Below are 17,977 nucleotides of genomic sequence, written 5' to 3' on the forward strand. Positions count from 1 at the left end.
GCGCGAGGCCGCTAGTAATGGCCGATACGCTCGCTTCCCCGGGTAACGCCCCACCCCATGACCGGCACGTACAACGAGATCCTCGTTCTCTCTTCCCTGCTGGTCGCCATCCTCGCGTCCTATACCGCCCTCGACATGGCGGGTCGCGTCGCGACCACGCACGGCACGGCCGCACGCTGGTGGCTGGCCGGTGGCGCGTTCGCGATGGGCCTCGGCGTCTGGTCGATGCACTTCGTCGGCATGCTGGCGTTCCACCTGCCCATTCCGCTGGGCTACGACCTGGCCCTCACCGTCTGCTCGATGCTGGCCGCGATCGGATCCTCGGCCTTCGCGCTCTGGCTGGTGTCGCGGCCGCAGTTGCCGCATCGCCGATTGCTGCTGGGCGCGGTGCTGATGGGGACGGGCATCGCACTGATGCACTACATCGGCATGGCGGCGCTGCAGATGCAGCCCGGCATCGAGTACCACGCCGGCTGGTTCACCCTGTCGATCGCCATCGCGGTCGCGGCCTCCGGCGCGGCGCTGTGGATCGCGTTCCACCTGCGCAGCGGCGGCCGCCGCAAGTACGCGCTGCGCGCGCTCGCCGCCGTGGTGATGGGCTTCGCCATCGTCGGCATGCACTACACCGGTATGGCGGCGGCGCGATTCCCGGCCGACAGCTGGTGCGGGGCGGCCCGGGACGGCGGCGTGCCGGCGCAGTGGCTGGCGATCCTCGTGGTCGTCGCGACCGTCGCCATCATGGGCATCGCGCTGATCGTGTCGGTGCTCGACCGGCAGATGCATGCGCGTACCCACCATCTGGCGCACTCGCTCGCACGTGCCAACGAGGAACTGGTGCAGGCCGCCCTGCACGACCCCCTCACACGCCTGCCCAACCGCATCCTGCTGCAGGACCGGATCGACCAGGCCATCGAGAAGGCCAGGCGCAAGCGCGAGCAGTTCGCCGTCATGTTCCTCGACCTCGACGGTTTCAAGGGCATCAACGACGCCTACGGCCACCAGGCCGGCGACACCCTGCTGGTGGAGGTCGCGGCACGCGTGCGCGGCCTGCTGCGTGGGCCGGACACCCTCTCCCGGCTCGGCGGCGACGAATTCGTCCTGGTCGTGGCCGGCACCGACCCGGATGACGCGGCCATGGTGGCCCAGCGCATCATCGATGCGGTGGGCGCGATGGCCCTGCAGGTCCACGGCGTCGAGCTGCATGTCACCGCGAGCATGGGCATCGCGCTGTATCCGTCCGATGGCGAAGACGAACGCGAACTCATGGCGCATGCCGACGCCGCGATGTACCACACCAAGGACAACGGCCGGAACGGCTACACCTTCTTCGCGCCCACGATGAACATCAGCGCCCACCAGCAGGTGAAGCTGCTGAACGATCTTCGCCGTGCGGTCGATCGCGGCGAGCTGGTGCTGCACTACCAGCCGAAGTTCGCGGCGCCGGACTACCGCATGGTCGGCGCCGAGGCCCTGCTGCGATGGCAGCACCCGGAACTGGGCCTGCTGCCGCCGGGCGCCTTCATTCCCGCCGCCGAACGCAGCGGCCTGATCCTCGCACTCGGCGACTGGGTGCTAAACGATGCCTGCCGCCAGATGCGCGCGTGGCGCGAGCAGGGCCACGACATCGCCCATGTGGCGATCAACCTGTCTCCGTTGCAGTTCTCCTCGCCGACCCTGGTCGACACCGTCGCCGGTGCGCTGGAAAGGCATGGGGTGCAGCCGGCCTGCCTCACCCTGGAAATCACCGAGACCACCGCGATGCGCGATGCCGACGCCAGCCTCGGCATCCTCGAGGAACTCACGCGGATGGGGGTGAAGATCTCCATCGACGACTTCGGCACCGGCTATTCGAGCCTGCTCTACCTGAAGCGGCTGCCGGCGTCGGAACTGAAGATCGATCGCGCGTTCGTCCGCGAACTGGAAACCAATGCCGAAGATGTCGCGATCGTGGCGTCGATCATCGCGCTGGGCAAGACGCTCAACCTGCGGGTGGTGGCGGAGGGCGTGGAGACGACCGGCCAGCGACAGCACCTGCGGCAGCTGGGGTGCGATCTTTACCAGGGCTACCTGATGGGTGAACCGGTGCCGGCAGACCGGCTCTTCGTCCCGCAGGCCGAGACGCTGCCCGCCTGACAAGGCATCCGCGACACGGGCTCAGGCGGCGTCGGCCACCGGCGGCGCTTCCATCGCCCCGCTTGCCTGGGGTGCCGCAAGGGCAAGACCGCGGGCCAGCGAACCCATCGCCGCGATATCGCCGGCACCCTGCTCGTCGAGCGCCTGCATCAGTCGTGCGGACAGATCCCACTCGCGGGCGACGGCCTGCCCCACCCGTGGCGCCCAGCGGTGCAGCAGTCCCGCGACCACGTCCGCAGGCGGCAACGAGCCCTTCGTCGCCGCGCAGGCATCCCGCAGCACCTGCACGACCACGACGGCACCCAGGCCTTGCAGCAGGGCCAGCAGCTGGGCAGCGAAGACGTCCTCGCGTCCGCCCGACCGCACCGCCTGCGCCGCGATCAAGGCCGTGCGCTGCGTGTGATCCCAGATCAGGTCCGGCAAACGCCCGAAGACGCCGCCCTCCACGCGCATCACCGGCTGCATCAGCGCGACCGCGACCAGATGGCGAAGGCCATCCACGCCGACCATCGCGACCGCCCGGTCCAGGCTCTCGACCGGCGCTTCGTGGCGGCGATACAGCGCACTGTTGGCCAGCTTCAGCAGGTTGGCGGCAAGTGCGGGATCGCGTCCGATGATCTCGGCGATGTCGCGACTCGACGCGTCGGCGTCGTTCAGCGTGCTCAACAGTTGTGGCAACAGCTGCGGTCGCCGCGGCAGCCGCTGGGGATCCGTGACGAAGCGTTTCAGCGCCTGCCGCGCCGCGGCGATGATGGGCTCACTGTCGTCGGGTATCGGCGGCAATGCCGCATCCAGTCCCGCCAGCCGGAGCAGCGGTCCGGCCCAGTCGCGCGCGACCGCGGGCGACGCAGCAGCGCCGGCCGGAAGGTCTCCGGCGGGAGCGACCGGGGACGCCGGGCGCGCGGCCGGTGCCTCGCGTTTCCACCATCCCGTCATTTTCGCAAGCAGCGGCACAAGGACCTGCCTTCGTGGGCATGTTCGACCTCATCCTATCGGCGGCGAGGCGCATAACTTGAGCAGGTCGATGCGTACGTCCGCGATCACGCCGGCATGACAAGCGCTTCTCGCCCCGACCACATTGGTGAACGCTTCATCTTCGCGGTCACGCGATGTTGATCGCCATTCGGCGACCTTGGAGCAACGAGGGCATCAGACCCCGTTCCCTTTTCCCCTTGGAGTTTCCCCCATGGATACGCAGAAGAAGATCCAGCACAGCCTCAATGACCTGATCGAGATCGCGCGCGACGGCCACGGCTTCTACACCGAAGCCGCCGGCAAGGTGAAGGATGCCGAACTGGCCGCGCTGTTCACGCGCATCGCCGGTGTGAAGCAGGACATCGTGGCGCGCCTCAGCGCGGTCGTTGCGTCCACCGGCGGCAAGCCGGCCGAGCACGGCACGCTGGTCGGCAGCATGCAGCAGTTCTACGGCAAGGTGCGCGCCACGCTGGGCGACACCACCTACGGCTACGTGGCCGAACTGGAAGAGTCCGAAGACCGCCTGCTGAAGGCGTTCAATGAGACGATCAACGACGAAGACACCCCGGCGACCGCGCGTGCGGAAGCCCAGGCCCTGCTGCCCAGCGTCCGCGAGTGCCACAACGTGATGCGCGACCGCAAGCAGGTCCTTAAGCACGCCAGCTGATCCATCGGCTGCCTGCCCGACAAGAGCCCCGCGGAAGCGGGGCTTTTCTTGTTCCGCCGTGCGCCAGCGTGCAACAGGCCGCACATGCCCGTCGCTAGCGCTGCTTCGTTTTCGCTTTTGTGTTCGTTCTTGTTTTCGTCTTGGCGCCGGTCTTCGACGCCAGCGCTGCGGCGATTGCGGCGAGATCCTGCTTCCTGCGCGCGTAATCCCCCCATGGATGGGCGCCCAGGCGCGCCATGCGGCGCGGGGCGGACGCCAGGGTATAGGCGTCGCCCCCCTTCAGGCGACCCAGCTCCTCCCAGCGCAAGGGCATCGCCACCGGCGCGCCTTCGCGTGCGCGCAGCGAGAACGATGCCACGCTGGTCGCACCCCGGCCGTTGCGGAGGTAATCGATGAAGATGCGTCCCTTGCGGAATTTCTTGGTCGCGGTCGCGACATAGGCGAGCGGATCGGCGGCCGCCATGGATTCGGCGAACGCATGTGCGAAGTCCTTCACCCGGGGCCACGGACACGCCGGCTTCAGCGGCACCACGACATGCAGGCCCTTTCCTCCGGACGTGCGCACGTAGGAGGCCAGTCCGAGCGCACGCAACAGGGTTCGCACCTGGCGGGCGGCGGCCACCACGCGACTCCACGCCACATCGGGGCCGGGGTCGAGATCGAACACGACGCGGTCCGCCAGCTCGGCGGCCTGCGCATGCGCGCCCCATGGATGGAATTCGATCGCGTTGAACTGCGCCAGTTCGAGCAGCCCGGCCTCATCGTGTACCACCAGATAGTCCGCGCGTGCGCCACCCTCTTCTTCCAGCGGCACCACGTCGACGCGCTCCATGCCCGGCGTATGGTGCTTCTGGAAGAAACATGGTCGGCCCGCGCCCTGCGGGCAACGGACGACGGACAACGGGCGACCCTCGATTTCCGGCAGCAGCCATCGTGCCATCGCACGGTAATAGTCGAAGACCTGCCGTTTGGTGATGCCGCTGTCGGGGAATACCACGCGTTCGGGGTGCGACGGTGCGACCGCCCGCGCATCGGTACTGCGGGAGGCACCGTTCGCCGGCATCGTCGTTTCCCTTGCGTGTCGTGACGGGGGCGTTCCGCGCAGGTCCGAGGGCCGCTTGTCGCGCCTTATCGCCTTCAGGGAGGATTGCCGCAGCAGGCCCTGGTTGCCCAACCCGTGATGGAACACCTCGGCCACCAGGGTCGGCGTCACCCAGCGCGCGCGCCGCAGTTCCGGATCGTCGACCTCGACGCGCGCCGTCGGGGTGCGGCGCACGCGCGGTGCCAACTGCGCGGCCAACGCGTCGAGCAGGTCGCGGCTGAATCCGGTTCCCACCCGTCCCGCGTAGCGCCAGCCGCTCGCACCGTCGGGCACCGCCAGCAGCAGCGCACCCAGACCGCTGCGACTGCCCTTCGGCGCCGTGAACCCGACGACCGCGAATTCCTCCGATGCGCGCTGCTTCACCTTCCGCCAGCTGTCCCCGCGTCCGCCGTGGTAGGGCGCGTCGGCGCGCTTGCTGATGATGCCTTCTAGTCCCCGCTCCAGTGCCATCGCCAGCGCCTCGTCTCCCCGCCCCACGATATGCGAGCTGTAGACCAGGCGGTCCGGCGGCGACTTCAGGATTTCCGCCAGCAGCGCCTTGCGCTGGTACTGCGGGCTGCGCATCAGGTCCACGCCATCGACCTGCAGGATGTCGAAGATCACGTAGGACAGGGTTGCGTTCTTCTCGCCGGACAGGGTCGCCTGCAGCAGGCCGAAATCCTCCTGCCTGCCCGCACCGGCCACCAGTTCTCCATCCAGTACGGCGTCGTCCAGTGCCAGCGCGCGCAGCGCCGCGACGATGTCAGGCGCGCGTGCCGTCCATTCGATCTCGTTGCGGGACCAGAGGCGGACGTTGCCCTTGCTGATCTGCGCGATCAGGCGATAGCCGTCCCACTTGGCCTCGTGCAGCCAGGCATCCCCTTCCGGGACGTGCGCCTGCAGCTTCGCCAGCTGCGGAGCACGGAATCCCGCATGCTGGCGGCTTGCGCGCGCACCATCCAGCCGGGCCGCGCGCTTGGCCCACCGATGGCTGGCCTTCGCCACCGACGCCACACGCTTGCGTGCGCGGCCCGCGGCGCGGGAGGACGTCGCGCCTGAAGGTGGTACCACGTCCTGCAGAAGATCGTCCGCCTCGTGCGTACCCGCATGGTCGTCGCGCTCCTTGAACAGCAACCACTGCGGCCTGCGCGACCGCGTTTGCGTTCGCACCAGGTGCCAGCCACCCTTCAACTTGTCGCCGAACAGGCGGAAGCGCAGGTGACCCTTGGCCAGTTGCGCTTCCGCATCGCCGTCCGTGGTCCACAGGCCACGATCGAAGGTGGCCACGTGGCCGCCCCCGTACTGGCCTTTGGGGATATCGCCCTCGAAGTCGACGTAGTCGATCGGATGGTCTTCCACCTCGGCAGCCAACCGCTTCACCGCGGGATCCAGACTGGGCCCCTTCGGGACCGCCCAGCTCTTCAGCGTGTCGCCCACCTGCAGGCGGAAGTCGTAGTGACGATGGCTGGCATGGTGAAGCTGCACCACGAACAGGGCCCTCGCGCCACGCGCGCGACGCCCATCCGCTGACGGTTCCGGCGTGCGATCGAAGCGGCGTTTGCGACGGTATTCCTGCAGGCTCATGGCGGTCCTCGGCCGCTGTTATGCCGCGCGCACCGTCAACGGGGCGTGCAAGGACGCAGCCAACCCGCGCTCACCGCGGCAAGAGGGTATTGCGCGCCAGCCACGCGTGGAGGGAGGGCGACATCGCATCGTCCAGGTCTATCCCGAGCGCGGCGTACGCATCGAGTGCGTCGCGCAAGCACGCCAGCGGCGGCCACGCCGCGGCGGCCGGCCAGGCATCGGGCGCCCCGTAATGCGCGACCGCCGCTTGTTCGCCGCTGTGCAAGCGCTCACGCTGTTCCCGCAGGCGGCGCGCGATCCAGGTACGCATGGGCGCGTGCACGACGAAGCCCTGCGATGCCAGCTCATGTCGCGCCTCATCGAGTATCGACAGAGCACCCCGGAACCACTCCGTGTGGCCGGCCGCCTGTGCGGGCACCTGCAGCGGCGGCGGTGCGGCATGGTCGCGCAGCGCACGCTTCCAGCGCGTTTCCCAGGCACGGGCCTCGCGGAGGCTGCCGGCCTCCGCGAACCAGCCGCGATCCAGGTCGAAGAACGCGTAGTAACGCGGCGAAAACGCCTGCATCCGCGCCAGCGGATCGGTCGCGATGCCGAGTTTGGCGTGGTCCTCGTAGGCGCAGGGGAGCACGTAAAGGCAGGCGCGCCCGCTGGCGCCCGTGCCGACGCCGTCCACCGGCACGACGCGCCTGCCTGTCGCCATGCGTCAGCGCGACGCCGCCTTGCGTGCGCGCTTGGCAGGACGCTTCTTGGCGGCCTTCGCGGTCTTGCGCGCGGGCTTCCCCTGCGCCGCCTTCTTGGTCGCGGCCTTCTTCGCAGGCGTGCGCTTCTTGCTGTCCAGGCTCTTCTGCAGCAGGGCCATGAAATCCACCACGTTGGTGGTGGCGTCCTCGTGTTCCACGTCATCCTCCACGATCTTCGTGGTGGCCCCGCGCGACTTGATGCGCTTCTTGATGATGGCTTCCAGGCGCTTGCGGAATTCATCCTGGTAGTCGTCCGGCGTCCACGGTGCCGACATCGAGGCGATCAGGGTCTCCGCCATCTCGCGCTCCTTCGCCGTGATGCGGTAGTCGGCCGCCTTTCCGCCCGGCAGCTTGTACTCCTCCGGATCAACCAGTTCCTGCGGGTAGCGCAACATCAGCAGGACCAGCGCATCGCCTTCCGGTACAACCGCGCACAGGTATTCGCGCGTACGGATCACCACCCGCGCCACGCCGGCCTTGCCGGTGCTCGCCAGCGTGTCGCGCAGCAGCACGTAACCCTTTTCGGCCTTCTTCCCCGGCACGAGGATGTAGGGCTTCTCGAAGAACCTCAGGCCGATCTCCTCCCGGTCCACGAACGCTTCGACGTCCACCGACTCGTGCGTCTGCGGTGCAGCGGAAGCGATGTCTTCCTTCTCGACCACCACGTAGCTGCCCTTGTCGTACTCGAAGGCCTTGATGATGTCCTTCCACGGCACCTCTTCGCCGGTCTCGGCGTTGACGCGCTCGAAGCGGATCGGCTTCTTGTCGCGCGAGTCGAGCATGCGGAAGCTGATGTCCACCTTGCGCTCGCCGGACATCAGCGAGACCGGAATGTTGAGGAGGCCGAAGGACAGCGTACCGGTCCAGATGGGGCGTGCCATGGCGTGCCTGCGCGGAACGAGGGGCATCCATCGTGTGCAGCGCCCGCGGAAACCGATGTGAAGACGTCGGCGCCGGCAGCCGGACCGTCGTTCAGCGCAACTGGCTGTCCTTGCTGCCGCGCCGGTTGTACAGGCCGGCACCGTGCTCTTCCTGGTCGGCCGCTTCCTGGCAGGCGACACACAGGCGGACACCCGGCACGGCTTTCCGCCGCGCGGCGGGAATGGGTTTCTCGCACGCCTCGCAGTGGGTCAGGCTGGGACCCGTCGGCAACGCGCGGCGCGCGCGCTCGATGCCATCCTTCACGGTCGCATCGATCTGGTCCTGCACGGCGCCGTCGCCGGCCCATCCGGTTGCCATGGTGGTCTCCTCGCGGATCTCGGTTGCCAGGCCAGCTTACGCCGCCACCGGCAACCGGATTTCACGAACAGGAACAGGGATGTACCGGCGCCACTTCAACCGTGCGCCAGCGCGTAGTCGATCGCCGCCACCACGGCCGCCACCTGCGCATCGTTGCACTGTTGTGGTGTGGCCTTGGGGCTGTCCGGGTACACCTCGGTGATGGTGGTGTAGCGCGCATCGGTGATGCCGGTGCACAAACCCAGCGACTTGACCGGATACTCGATCACACCTTCGGCGACGACCGGCGAACCGATGATCTCGCCCTTCGCATCGGCCGGCGCGATATGCGTCACCGCCGCGACCGCGGCGATCACCGCACGCTGGAAGTCGGGCTGGCGGCGCTCGCTGTCGTCCACCAGGTAGAAGCCGTCCGGGATCTCACCCGGCTCGTAAGGCTTGCCGTCGCGCGCGGCCAGCGCGGGACGGAATTCGGTCTCGTCGCTGTCGGTGGTCTCGTGCAGGTCGATATGCATCCGCACGCGCGTCCTGAGCGGTGCGACCAGGTCGATCAGCGCGGCGGATTCCTGGGCCGGACTGTCGGCCCGGAAGGAACGGTTCGGGTCCAGCGCCTCGGCGTTCCAGCGATGGATGCGCTCGTAGCCCCACGGGCTCACGCAAGGCACGACCAGCAGATTGGTCTTGCCGGCGTAACCTCCGGCGCGCTGCTCCAGGAACTGCAGCGCCCCATGCACGCCACTGGTCTCGTAGCCGTGCACGCCGCCGGTCACCAGCATCGTCGGCAGGTCGTCGTTCCAGTCGCGGCTGCGGACGGCGAACAGCGGATAGCGTTCGCCGGGGCCGTAGTCGAGCGTTCCATACTGCTGCACGTCGAAGCGGTCGCGCAGGGCGTCGACCGCCACCACGACATCGTCGACGTAACGCCGCCGCACGCGCTGCTGCCCGCGCCACTGCGCCTTTTCCGCCGCGCCCCAGGGCTGGCCAGGCGTACCGATGGGATGGAAGCGTTCGAGGGTGGTCATGGCGACGATGGCATGGAATATCGGGGGCCGCACTATACCAGCGGGTCCGTCGCCTCCCGCGCACTGTCCTCTTCGCGCCAACGCGGTGAAAATGGCGCGACGTCTCCCGCATGAATGCCCGATGCCCCGCTACGCCGGCCCCCTGCTCACCCGCGACACCGCCGCTGCCCTGCTCGCCGCCCGCGACCGCGGCGACACCCGCTGGCCGGGTTCGCTCGACCTCGGCCGTTCGCAGGACGAGGCATGGCTGGAGGCCGACGGCTGGCGCTGGCACGGCGTCGCGTACCCGTATCCAGGCAGACTCAAGGACCGCACGCTGTACGGGTGGGACGGCGAGGACTTCGCGCCGGTGTCGCGCTATGCGGGGTCGCTGATCAAGCTCGTGCCCACCGAGTGGGGGGTGCCGACGTTCGAGATCGACGGCATCAAGATGCTGCCGACCTCGAAGGCATCGCCGCTGGACGATGCGCGCCGCAAGGTCGCCCTGGTCGAGCCGAAGGGAAAGACCGTGCTCGATACCTGCGGTGGCCTGGGTTATTTCGCCGCGTGCTGCCTGGAGGCCGGCGCCGCGCGCATCCTGTCGTTCGAGAAGAATGCGGACGTGCTGTGGCTGCGCACGCTGAACCCCTGGTCACCGGATCCGGACGATGCGACCGCCGCAGGTCGCCTGCAGCTTCTCCATGCCGATGTGTCGCAGGCGATCGCGCAGGTGCCGGATGCGTCGGTGGATGCCCTGCTGCACGATCCGCCGCGCTTCGGCATCGCCGGCGAACTGTACTCGCAGGCGTTCTACGACCAACTCGCGCGCGTGGCGCGCCGTGGTGGCGCCCTGTTCCACTACACCGGCAGCCCCAACAAGCTGACCAGCGGGCGCGACGTGCCCGGCGAAGTGCTGAAACGGCTGGAGAAAGCCGGCTTCCGGGCACAGCGGGCGCTGGACGGCGTCATGGCCGTGCGTCGCTGACGCGCTGCATCAGTACTCCAGTGCGACGGCGTAGAGTCGAAGCCGTCCTGCGTAGGTGCCCTGCCGGTTTATCTCGAAGTACCACCACGGGCCGTCGGGATCGATGCCGTTGGTGTCGGTCACGATCACCGTGCTCTCTTGCATGATCGTCGGGGACTCCGGCACCGCCACCAGCGGCGTGCCATAGCTCGCGTAGGTCTCGAAGCCACTGCCGTGCTTCAGCGTGACCGGCGTGACCACGAACTGCAGGTCGCCGCCCGCATCGTCGGTGATTTCAAAGAGGAAGCGCAGGCGGACACGTGTGCCGGTGAAATCGTCGGGACGACGCATCGTGAACGACATCGCCCCGGTGTTTCCCGTCCAGTTCACGCCGCGCGTGTGCACGTCGAACGTGCCGAACGTCGACCGCGACAGCGCATGCGCAGGCACCGTGATGTTTTGCGCGAAGCGCGGGCAGCGCGCCGGCTGCTGCAGGCACAGCAGCGACACCCTGTCGACGACGGGCGCACCCTTCCGCAGCAGTTCGTCGGAAGGGGGTGCGGCGAGCGCCTGCCCGCAGGCAACCACGAGCAGTGCCGACATCATCGTGCGGATGGCCATGTTCCGTTCTCCATGAACGCGCCCTCGCGCGATGCGCGGGCTTGCACTCAGGCCCAACGCGGCGACGTGGCAGGAGCGGACAGGGCCGGGCTGCCCACGCCGTGCGTACGGCGCGACCGCCATCACGCCGCGGCGATGGTGCGCTGCAGCTTTCCCCTTTGGCCAATGTCCCGGCCGGAAGCGCTGTGGCCCACTGCCGGCACTTCACACCGGAGGTGCCGTCGATGTCGATCGCTGCGCTGCTGTGTCGTCCCGTCCCGCTCATCCCGTCCCGTCGCGCGGGCCTGTTGCTCGCTTCCCTGTTGCTGGTGGTGGCCAGCAGTCCGGCACTGGCGTTGACCGAAGTCACCGGCTTCGGCAGCAATCCGGGCAACCTGCGCATGCACAAGTACGTTCCCGCGGGGCTGGCCGCGGATGCGCCGCTGGTGGTCGCCCTGCACGGCTGCGCGCAGTCCGCGTCCAACTACGATGCCGAGACGGGTTGGGAGTTGCTCGCCAACCGCTTCGGTTTCGCCCTGTTGCTGCCCGAGCAGCAGACCGGCAACAACAGCAGCCGCTGTTTCAACTGGTTCGAGACGGCGGACACGACGCGCGGCCAGGGAGAACCGCTGTCGATCAAGCAGATGGTCGACCGCATGATCGCCGACCATGCGATCGATCCCGCGCGCGTCTACGTCACCGGTTTGTCCGCGGGTGGCGCGATGACCTCGGTGATGCTGGCGACCTACCCCGACGTCTTTGCCGGGGGCGCGATCGTGGCGGGCCTGCCCTACCGCTGTGCGACGAGCCAGAGCGCGGCGTTCAGCTGCATGAACCCTGGCAGCGACCTGAGCCCTGCCCAATGGGGCGCGAAGGTACGTGCTGCCAGCAGCTGGACCGGGCCCTGGCCGATCGTGTCGATCTGGCATGGCGATGCCGACTACGTGGTGCGCCCGGCCAACCTCACCGAGAGCCTGGAGCAGTGGGCCGACGTGCACGGCATCGATACCGTGGCCGACGCCACCGACACCGTCAGCGGCTTCCCGCACAGGGTGTACAAGGACGCGGCGGGCAACGCCAAGGTCGAAACCTACGTCATCACCGGCATGGGCCACGGCACGCCGGTCGATCCCGGCAGCGGCGAAACGCAGTGCGGCACCGCGGGCGCTTACATCCTCGACGTGAACCTCTGTTCCAGCTACTACATCACCCGCTTCTTCGGCCTGGACAACCTGGACGGCACGCCGCCGACCGTCGCCCTGACCTCCCCCGCCAACGGCGCCAGCGTCAGCGGTACTGTGGCACTGGCGGCCTCGGCCAGCGACGACATCGGCGTGGCGCGCGTGGACTTCCTGCTGGACGGTGCGCTGCTCGGCAGCGATGCCAGCGCGCCCTACAGCCTCGCCTGGAACAGCGGCGGCACCGGCAACGGCGCGCACGTGCTGCAGGCGCGCGCGCTCGACCTCGCCGGCAATACCGGCACCTCCGCTGCCGTGAACATCACCGTCAGCGGTGGCACGAGTGGCGGCTCGCCGGTCACGGTCGTGTTCAACAACGAGGATGCCAACGATGGTTACGTGAAGGCCAGCGCCACCGGCGGCAGTCCGGCCGTCGGCACGCTGGAGGCGTACTACGGCCTGGCGATCGGCCGCGGCACCGACGGCAACCACAATCGCGCGGTGCTCTCCTTCGATACGTCATCGCTGCCGGACAACGCGGTGGTGACGTCCGCCACGCTGACGGTGGCCTACCGCAGCGCGAGCGGCGATCCGTGGAGCAATCCCGCCGGCAACACGCTGGTCGTCGATGTCCGCAGCGGCTGCCTTGGCGCATGCCCCATCGAAGCAGCGGACTGGGCCGCCGCCACGACCACCGCCAGTAGCGCGCAGGTGCCGGCCTTCAGCGGCGGCAACCAGACCAGTACCGTGTTCGATACCGCCGGGCGCGCGGCGATCAACCGCACCGGGCGCACGCAGCTGAAGTTGCGCTTCGCCGCCAATCCCTCGGCGACGCACTATGTGTGGATCGACCGCGGCGCGACCGCCAAGCTCTCGGTCACTTACACCCTGCCCTGACGGCACGACGCAGCAAGCCGGCAGCGCGCCTGCGGGTTGCCCGATGCGTCAGGGCACGGGTTCGAACGCGATCTCGACGCCGTAGCCGACATTGCCCCAGTCGGCCCGGCCGGGCATCGGTGCGCACGCCGGCAGCGACATCACCGCACGCTCCCAACGTGCATCCTCGTCGGCCGTGGCGGTGGGTGTTGGCTGCACTCGCACTGCCCGCAGCACGCCATCCAGCCCCACCTCCACGAGGGCCCGCCGACCGGTGTCGCGGTGCCCGGCCGCACGACGGGCGTGCTGCAGGTGCCGCCGGCATGCCTCCTGATGCGCGCGCAGCGTCGCGTTATCGACGCTGTCGGGCGGCGGATCCATGCGTACCGTCCGCGTTTGGGGGGCCGGAGTCGGCGTCGCAGTTCCATCCTCAGCACGGAAGTTGAGCAACAACCGCGGGTTGAATTGATCCTCGAAGCCGCGGTATGGCAACGGACTGGCCTTGATCACCGCGCGTTCCACGGAATCGCGCCCCTGAGCGTCGTACGGACAGGTGGGCATCGCTTCCACGCTCACCACCTCGCCACCGGGCGCCTGGATCACCCTCACGGGGCATGGCACGTCCCGCGGCACGCTGGCGGGCCGGACCCAGTGCCGTTCGACGCTCTCCATCAGCGCTCGCGCGTACGTGCGCGAGTTAGCCAAGTCCGCCAAACGCGCCTCGGACTGCGCGGCGGCAGGCACCCACACCAACACCAGCAGGAGCGTCCATCCTGTGCGGCACCCGGATCCCTCGCCGCGGCGTGCGCCTCCCGGCAACGTCATCATGGCGGCGGCAGGATCTTCCAGAACATGCCTGCCCCCAGCTTCACCGACTGCAGTGGCTTGCGCTGCGCGGCGGGCTGGTTCGCGCGGAACATCTCGCGGATGTCGCCCATCACCTTGTCCGACTCCATGAAGTAGGAGTGCGCCAGCACGCTCTGGTCCACGCCGGAGACATCGATGGTGTCCACGCCGGAGACCAGCACGACGCCTTCGCTGGTGTCGCCGGCGCGCGGCCCGCGGTTGACCTGCTTGGACGCCTTCAGCGCCAGGTCCTCCGACGAGGCGTAGAGCGTGACCCGGCCACTCGCCCGCTGCAGCGCAGGCGCCAGTTCGGTGCGGAATACCTTTGCGTCGATATCCGGTGCGGCGAGGATGATGCCGCGGAAGCGCCCGCGCAGTTCCGGCCGGCGGGTGACCAGGTTGCGCACGGCCTGGGTCAGCCCGCGCGTGCCCATGCTGTGTCCGATCACGTACAGGTTCTGCGCGCCGGAGCGGTCGGCGAGGTCGGACAGGAAGTTCTCGATGTACGGTACCGAGCGCGCGATGCTCTGCTCGTCGGTGAAGTAGCCCGACAGCGCGGCCTGCGAAGGCCAGCTGTAGAACACCGGTGCGCCGTCGAAGCGCAGGTCGTACGCCAGCTGCGCCGTACGCCGGGCGGCGTCGCGGAAGCTGACGTTGTACCCGTGCACGAACACGAAGGCATTGCGTCCGCGGGAGGCGCCCACGCGGTCGTACAGGCGCGCGAAGAAGGGGGATTTATCCAGGCGGGTGACGTCCTGCAGGATGACGTGCTGCTTGGGATCCTCCTTGAATTCCAGCAGGTACCAGCGGGGCGATTCCAGTTCGCCGGCGACGTGGACCTTCGGGATGCTTATGCGCGCGGTGCCATAGGTGAGCTGGCGCGCGAGCGAAGGCGTGAAGCGATCGCCTGCCGGCAGCGAGGCGAACGCCGCCGCCGGCGTGCGGTTGGTGGCGTAGAACACGTCGACGTTGACGAAATCCTGCTGCGGAGGCCGGCCCGACTGCGCAGCCTCGCGGGCCCGGGCTTCGCGCTCGGCCGCTTCGCGCGCCGTCGCATCGCGTTGCTGGCGCGCCCGCGCTTCGGCCTCGGCGGCACGGCGTTGGGCTTCGGCGCGTGCGGCCGCTTCGGCCGCGCTGCTGGGCGGCGGCGGCGGCGGCGGCGGCGGCGGTTGCGGGCTCTCCACGGGCGGAGGCAACGGCGTCTCCTTGACGCGTTTCGCACAGCCGGCCAGCACCAGGGCCGCCAGCACCAGGCAGAGGATTCGCCGCATTCTTCACCCCATGGAAGGACGTCGGGACCGCACCCGTCCCCCGGGGGTGGCCGACGGCGGGATGGTAGCGCAGGGGCCGGCGCCGCAGCGAGCCTGCGGGCGCCGCATTCGCCAGCAGCGCGCCTGCGGGCTATCGTGTACGGGTACGGGCCGCCTCCGCACGCCCTCCCCTCACTGGAAGAACGCCCATGCCGACCCCCAACTACTCCTTCGAGAAACGACAGCGCGAGCTGGCCAAGAAGAAGAAGAAGGAAGAGAAGGACGCCAAGAAGCGCGCCGAACGCGACGCGGCCCGGACCGATGCGGGCGCGGAAGACACGCCGGCCGATACCCGGGAATGACCGAAGCGGCGGCGCCGCCCCCGCAGGTCTGGGTCGATGCCGATGCCTGCCCGGGTCCGGTGAAGGAGATCCTGTTCCGCGCTGCCGAGCGCGCGCAGGTGCCGGTCACCCTGGTCGCCAACCAGTGGCTGCGCACCCCGCCCTCGCGCTTCATCCTCGCCCTGCAGGTACAGGGCGGCTACGACGTCGCCGACGATGCCATCGCAGAGCGCGCGCGCCCGGGCGACCTGGTCGTGACCCAGGACATCCCGCTGGCCGCGCGCGTGCTGGCCAACGGCGCGCAGGCGGTAGACCCGCGCGGTGAGCGCTTCACGCCGGACAACATCGCCGAGCGCCTGTCCATGCGGAACTTCATGGACGAACTGCGTGGCGCCGGCGTGCAGACCGGCGGACCGGCCGCGTTCAGCGCGCGCGATCGCCAGGGCTTCGCCAACCAGCTCGATCGCTGGCTGGCCACGCGTCGCTGAGCCGCCGCCATGCCCGACGTCGAACTCCGTGCGCCGCTCCACCTGCTGCTGCACGTGCTGGTGCCGGTGGCGCTGGCGCGGCTGTGCTGGCCCAGGGACTGGAAGCGCGCCGCGCTGTGGATGCTGGCGGCGTGGGTCATCGACCTGGACCACCTGCTCGCCGATCCGGTCTATGCGCCCGGCCGCTGCAGTATCGGCTTCCATCCCCTGCACACCTGGCCGGCCATCCTCGTCTACGCAGGGCTGGCGCTGCCGAAGAAGACCCGCTGGTTCGGCATCGGCCTGCTCATCCATATCGCCCTCGATGGCATCGACTGCCTGCTGATGCAGGCATCGCACGCAACCTGACCCGCCCGTTCAGTTCCGGCGGCGCGCTTCAGGTACGCGCGGGACCCACGGCGTACGATGGCCGCGCTGCACCTTCCGCGTCCCGTCCGACCGCCGCCACCGTCGCCCGCTGCGCTTTCCTCCATGCGTTTCCGCCACGAGCACGGGCGGAGCGCCACCCCGGGAGCGCTCCATGCCTCGCGATCCGTTCCAGCCCCCCCTGCCAATCGACGCCGCCCCGCTTCCGCGGAGGACGACACCGGTGAGTACCGCGGTACCGCTCTGCGAACGTTGCGACGCGGTCTGCTGCCGCCTGACCGTGGTGCTGCAGCCCGAGGACGGCGTGCCTTCGCACCTGACCACCCACACCGACGCCGGCCTGCACGTGATGGCGCGCGATGAAGAGGGCTGGTGCGTGGCGATCGATGCGGCACGCATGTGCTGCTCGATCTACGACACGCGCCCGGACATCTGCCGCCGCTTCGTCATGGCCGGCCCGTACTGCCACGATGTCCGCACGGACTACCGGGACCGCACGTCGCGCGGCATTCCGCTCACGCTGTACTGACGCGGCACCGGCGTCCGCCTTCAGGCGGCGAACACCGGCTCGAGCATGCGGAACGTGCCTGCGTCCGCGTCCATTTCCACCCTGCCGCCCACGGGCACGATGAACTGCTGCCGGATGTGGCCGATCATCGCGCCGCGATAGACCGGGATCTTCAGCGGCTTGAAGTAGTCGTCGAAGATCTGCGGAAGCGTCAGCGAGCCGAAGCCGCCTCCCGGGTCGCATTCGGTGCATTCGCCGAAGACGATGCCTTCGACCTTGTCCAGCGCGCCCATCAACCGCAGCGTGCTGAGCATGCGGTCGATGCGGTAAGGCGCCTCCGACACATCCTCCAGGAACAGGATCTTGCCTGCGAAATCCGGCAGGTACGGCGAGCCGGCCAGCGCGGTCAGCACCGTCAGGTTGCCGCCGACCAGTTCGCCCTGCGCCTTGCCGCCGGTGATCGTGACCGTGCGGTTCCTGCGTTGCACCAGCTCGTCGCCCTTGTCCGCGCTGTTGGCGTACTGCATCTGCTCGCGCTGGAAGAAGACCCGGCGGAACTGGTCGGCGTTGAACGCGTTCCAGCTGCCGATGCCGATGGGGCCATGGAAACTTGTCAATCCGGCCTGCGACAGCAGGGCGTTCTGCAGCGCGGTGATGTCGGAATAGCCGAGCAGGATCTTCGGATTGCGGCGGATCATGCCGTAGTCGAGCAACGGCAGCAGGCGCGCGGCACCGGAGCCGCCCCGGGCGCAGATGATCGCCTTGACCCCGCGGTCGGCGAACATCGCATTGAGGTCCCCCGCGCGTTCGGCATCGGTGCCGGCAAGATGCCCGTAACGCGACGCCAGGTGCGGCGCCACCTTCACCTTGAGCCCCAGCGCTTCCATCGCCTCCTGCGCGAGCTGCAGGTCGAACGGCTCGTCGGTCGCGCCGGACGGACTGACCAGCGCGACGGTGTCGCCGGGATTCAGCGGCGGCGGCAGCAGGCGCGCGCGCGGCGTCGCCGCGAAAGCGTGCTGGCCGGCCGCCAACGGCAGCATCAATGAGGTCGCGGCCAGCGCGGCCGATCCGAGGAACTGTCGTCTGTGCATGTCATCGCCTGTCGTGGGACGGCGACCAGCTTAGCAAGACCACGTTCCT

The 17,977-nt window shown here is 69.0% G+C and carries 17 protein-coding genes and 1 pseudogene; 8 read left to right on the top strand and 10 right to left on the bottom strand.

Annotation, left to right across the window (positions count from 1 at the left end; genetic code table 11):
* Nucleotides 1-57 precede the first annotated feature (57 nt).
* Complete coding sequence (locus CYU89_RS00545) at nt 58-2,133, top strand: bifunctional diguanylate cyclase/phosphodiesterase (RefSeq protein WP_296278266.1); 2,076 nt, start codon at nt 58-60, stop codon at nt 2,131-2,133.
* Nucleotides 2,134-2,154: 21 nt separating this feature from the next.
* Here the strand turns inward: CYU89_RS00545 and CYU89_RS00550 are convergent, their stop codons facing one another.
* Nucleotides 2,155-3,069, bottom strand: coding sequence for an HDOD domain-containing protein (locus CYU89_RS00550; protein ID WP_296278267.1), 915 nt, complete (start codon nt 3,067-3,069; stop codon nt 2,155-2,157).
* Nucleotides 3,070-3,319: 250 nt separating this feature from the next.
* Here CYU89_RS00550 and CYU89_RS00555 point away from each other — a divergent pair, with 250 nt between their 5' ends.
* Nucleotides 3,320-3,775: a PA2169 family four-helix-bundle protein gene (locus CYU89_RS00555; protein WP_296278268.1), complete on the top strand. Its 456-nt coding sequence runs from the start codon at nt 3,320-3,322 to the stop codon at nt 3,773-3,775.
* A gap of 163 nt (nt 3,776-3,938) precedes the next feature.
* Here CYU89_RS00555 and ligD read toward each other — a convergent pair.
* From ligD to CYU89_RS00580, 5 genes and pseudogenes are all read right to left on the bottom strand, one after another.
* Nucleotides 3,939-6,440 (bottom strand): annotated as a pseudogene (gene ligD / locus CYU89_RS00560) (DNA ligase D); the annotation flags it as partial.
* Between the two features lie 70 nt (nt 6,441-6,510).
* Nucleotides 6,511-7,140: a GIY-YIG nuclease family protein gene (locus CYU89_RS00565; RefSeq protein ID WP_296278270.1), complete on the bottom strand. Its 630-nt coding sequence runs from the start codon at nt 7,138-7,140 to the stop codon at nt 6,511-6,513.
* A 3-nt stretch (nt 7,141-7,143) separates the two neighbouring features.
* A complete protein-coding gene (locus CYU89_RS00570; protein ID WP_296278271.1) occupies nt 7,144-8,061 on the bottom strand; it encodes a Ku protein in 918 nt (305 codons plus the stop codon).
* A 91-nt stretch (nt 8,062-8,152) separates the two neighbouring features.
* Nucleotides 8,153-8,419: a DksA/TraR family C4-type zinc finger protein gene (locus tag CYU89_RS00575; protein WP_296278272.1), complete on the bottom strand. Its 267-nt coding sequence runs from the start codon at nt 8,417-8,419 to the stop codon at nt 8,153-8,155.
* Nucleotides 8,420-8,514: 95 nt separating this feature from the next.
* Nucleotides 8,515-9,441 (bottom strand): M14 family metallocarboxypeptidase, encoded by a 927-nt coding sequence (locus CYU89_RS00580; RefSeq protein WP_296278273.1) that lies wholly within the window; start codon nt 9,439-9,441, stop codon nt 8,515-8,517.
* A 121-nt stretch (nt 9,442-9,562) separates the two neighbouring features.
* Between CYU89_RS00580 and CYU89_RS00585 the strand changes: the two genes are divergently transcribed.
* On the top strand, nt 9,563-10,405 hold the full coding sequence (locus CYU89_RS00585; RefSeq protein ID WP_296278274.1) for an MnmC family methyltransferase: 843 nt from the start codon (nt 9,563-9,565) through the stop codon (nt 10,403-10,405).
* Nucleotides 10,406-10,414: 9 nt separating this feature from the next.
* Here the strand turns inward: CYU89_RS00585 and CYU89_RS00590 are convergent, their stop codons facing one another.
* The gene (locus tag CYU89_RS00590; protein ID WP_296278275.1) at nt 10,415-11,005 is read right to left on the bottom strand and encodes a hypothetical protein; all 591 of its coding nucleotides are present in this window, start codon (nt 11,003-11,005) and stop codon (nt 10,415-10,417) included.
* Nucleotides 11,006-11,229: 224 nt separating this feature from the next.
* On the opposite strand from CYU89_RS00590, the gene CYU89_RS00595 reads away from it, so the two are divergent.
* A complete protein-coding gene (locus CYU89_RS00595; protein WP_296278276.1) occupies nt 11,230-13,059 on the top strand; it encodes a PHB depolymerase family esterase in 1,830 nt (609 codons plus the stop codon).
* Between the two features lie 48 nt (nt 13,060-13,107).
* On the opposite strand, the gene CYU89_RS00600 is transcribed toward CYU89_RS00595, so the two are convergent.
* Both CYU89_RS00600 and CYU89_RS00605 read right to left on the bottom strand, forming a co-directional pair.
* On the bottom strand, nt 13,108-13,866 hold the full coding sequence (locus CYU89_RS00600; protein WP_296278277.1) for a hypothetical protein: 759 nt from the start codon (nt 13,864-13,866) through the stop codon (nt 13,108-13,110).
* Nucleotides 13,863-15,155: an alpha/beta fold hydrolase gene (locus CYU89_RS00605; protein ID WP_296278278.1), complete on the bottom strand. Its 1,293-nt coding sequence runs from the start codon at nt 15,153-15,155 to the stop codon at nt 13,863-13,865. Before CYU89_RS00605 ends, CYU89_RS00600 begins: the two co-directional genes overlap by 4 nt.
* A 188-nt stretch (nt 15,156-15,343) precedes the next feature.
* On the opposite strand from CYU89_RS00605, the gene CYU89_RS00610 reads away from it, so the two are divergent.
* The 4 genes from CYU89_RS00610 to CYU89_RS00625 all read left to right on the top strand — a co-directional run bounded on the left by CYU89_RS00610 (nt 15,344) and on the right by CYU89_RS00625 (nt 16,858).
* Nucleotides 15,344-15,496 carry a hypothetical protein gene (locus tag CYU89_RS00610; protein WP_296278279.1) on the top strand — a complete coding sequence of 51 codons (153 nt, stop codon included), beginning with the start codon at nt 15,344-15,346 and terminating at the stop codon, nt 15,494-15,496.
* On the top strand, nt 15,493-15,963 hold the full coding sequence (locus CYU89_RS00615) for a YaiI/YqxD family protein (RefSeq protein ID WP_296278280.1): 471 nt from the start codon (nt 15,493-15,495) through the stop codon (nt 15,961-15,963). The genes CYU89_RS00610 and CYU89_RS00615 overlap by 4 nt, the downstream gene beginning before the upstream one ends.
* A 9-nt stretch (nt 15,964-15,972) precedes the next feature.
* Nucleotides 15,973-16,311, top strand: coding sequence for a DUF6122 family protein (locus tag CYU89_RS00620; RefSeq protein ID WP_296278281.1), 339 nt, complete (start codon nt 15,973-15,975; stop codon nt 16,309-16,311).
* A 205-nt stretch (nt 16,312-16,516) separates the two neighbouring features.
* Nucleotides 16,517-16,858 (top strand): YkgJ family cysteine cluster protein, encoded by a 342-nt coding sequence (locus CYU89_RS00625; RefSeq protein WP_296278306.1) that lies wholly within the window; start codon nt 16,517-16,519, stop codon nt 16,856-16,858.
* 20 nt (nt 16,859-16,878) lie between these two features.
* On the opposite strand, the gene CYU89_RS00630 is transcribed toward CYU89_RS00625, so the two are convergent.
* Complete coding sequence (locus CYU89_RS00630; protein ID WP_296278282.1) at nt 16,879-17,928, bottom strand: LD-carboxypeptidase; 1,050 nt, start codon at nt 17,926-17,928, stop codon at nt 16,879-16,881.
* Nucleotides 17,929-17,977 lie beyond the last annotated feature (49 nt).

Origin of the sequence: Pseudoxanthomonas sp., assembly GCF_002863005.1 — a bacterium.
Taxonomy (GTDB): Bacteria; Pseudomonadota; Gammaproteobacteria; order Xanthomonadales; family Xanthomonadaceae; genus Pseudoxanthomonas_A.

Bases quoted from the DNA above. Each gene is read 5' to 3' on its own strand.
- CYU89_RS00545 (WP_296278266.1), top strand. From the start codon at position 58: ATGACCGGCACGTACAACGAGATCCTCGTTCTCTCTTCCCTGCTGGTC.
- CYU89_RS00550 (WP_296278267.1), bottom strand. From the start codon at position 3,069: ATGACGGGATGGTGGAAACGCGAGGCACCGGCCGCGCGCCCGGCGTCC.
- CYU89_RS00555 (WP_296278268.1), top strand. From the start codon at position 3,320: ATGGATACGCAGAAGAAGATCCAGCACAGCCTCAATGACCTGATCGAG.
- CYU89_RS00565 (WP_296278270.1), bottom strand. From the start codon at position 7,140: ATGGCGACAGGCAGGCGCGTCGTGCCGGTGGACGGCGTCGGCACGGGC.
- CYU89_RS00570 (WP_296278271.1), bottom strand. From the start codon at position 8,061: ATGGCACGCCCCATCTGGACCGGTACGCTGTCCTTCGGCCTCCTCAAC.
- CYU89_RS00575 (WP_296278272.1), bottom strand. From the start codon at position 8,419: ATGGCAACCGGATGGGCCGGCGACGGCGCCGTGCAGGACCAGATCGAT.
- CYU89_RS00580 (WP_296278273.1), bottom strand. From the start codon at position 9,441: ATGACCACCCTCGAACGCTTCCATCCCATCGGTACGCCTGGCCAGCCC.
- CYU89_RS00585 (WP_296278274.1), top strand. From the start codon at position 9,563: ATGCCCCGCTACGCCGGCCCCCTGCTCACCCGCGACACCGCCGCTGCC.
- CYU89_RS00590 (WP_296278275.1), bottom strand. From the start codon at position 11,005: ATGGCCATCCGCACGATGATGTCGGCACTGCTCGTGGTTGCCTGCGGG.
- CYU89_RS00595 (WP_296278276.1), top strand. From the start codon at position 11,230: ATGTCGATCGCTGCGCTGCTGTGTCGTCCCGTCCCGCTCATCCCGTCC.
- CYU89_RS00600 (WP_296278277.1), bottom strand. From the start codon at position 13,866: ATGATGACGTTGCCGGGAGGCGCACGCCGCGGCGAGGGATCCGGGTGC.
- CYU89_RS00605 (WP_296278278.1), bottom strand. From the start codon at position 15,155: ATGCGGCGAATCCTCTGCCTGGTGCTGGCGGCCCTGGTGCTGGCCGGC.
- CYU89_RS00610 (WP_296278279.1), top strand. From the start codon at position 15,344: ATGCCGACCCCCAACTACTCCTTCGAGAAACGACAGCGCGAGCTGGCC.
- CYU89_RS00615 (WP_296278280.1), top strand. From the start codon at position 15,493: ATGACCGAAGCGGCGGCGCCGCCCCCGCAGGTCTGGGTCGATGCCGAT.
- CYU89_RS00620 (WP_296278281.1), top strand. From the start codon at position 15,973: ATGCCCGACGTCGAACTCCGTGCGCCGCTCCACCTGCTGCTGCACGTG.
- CYU89_RS00630 (WP_296278282.1), bottom strand. From the start codon at position 17,928: ATGCACAGACGACAGTTCCTCGGATCGGCCGCGCTGGCCGCGACCTCA.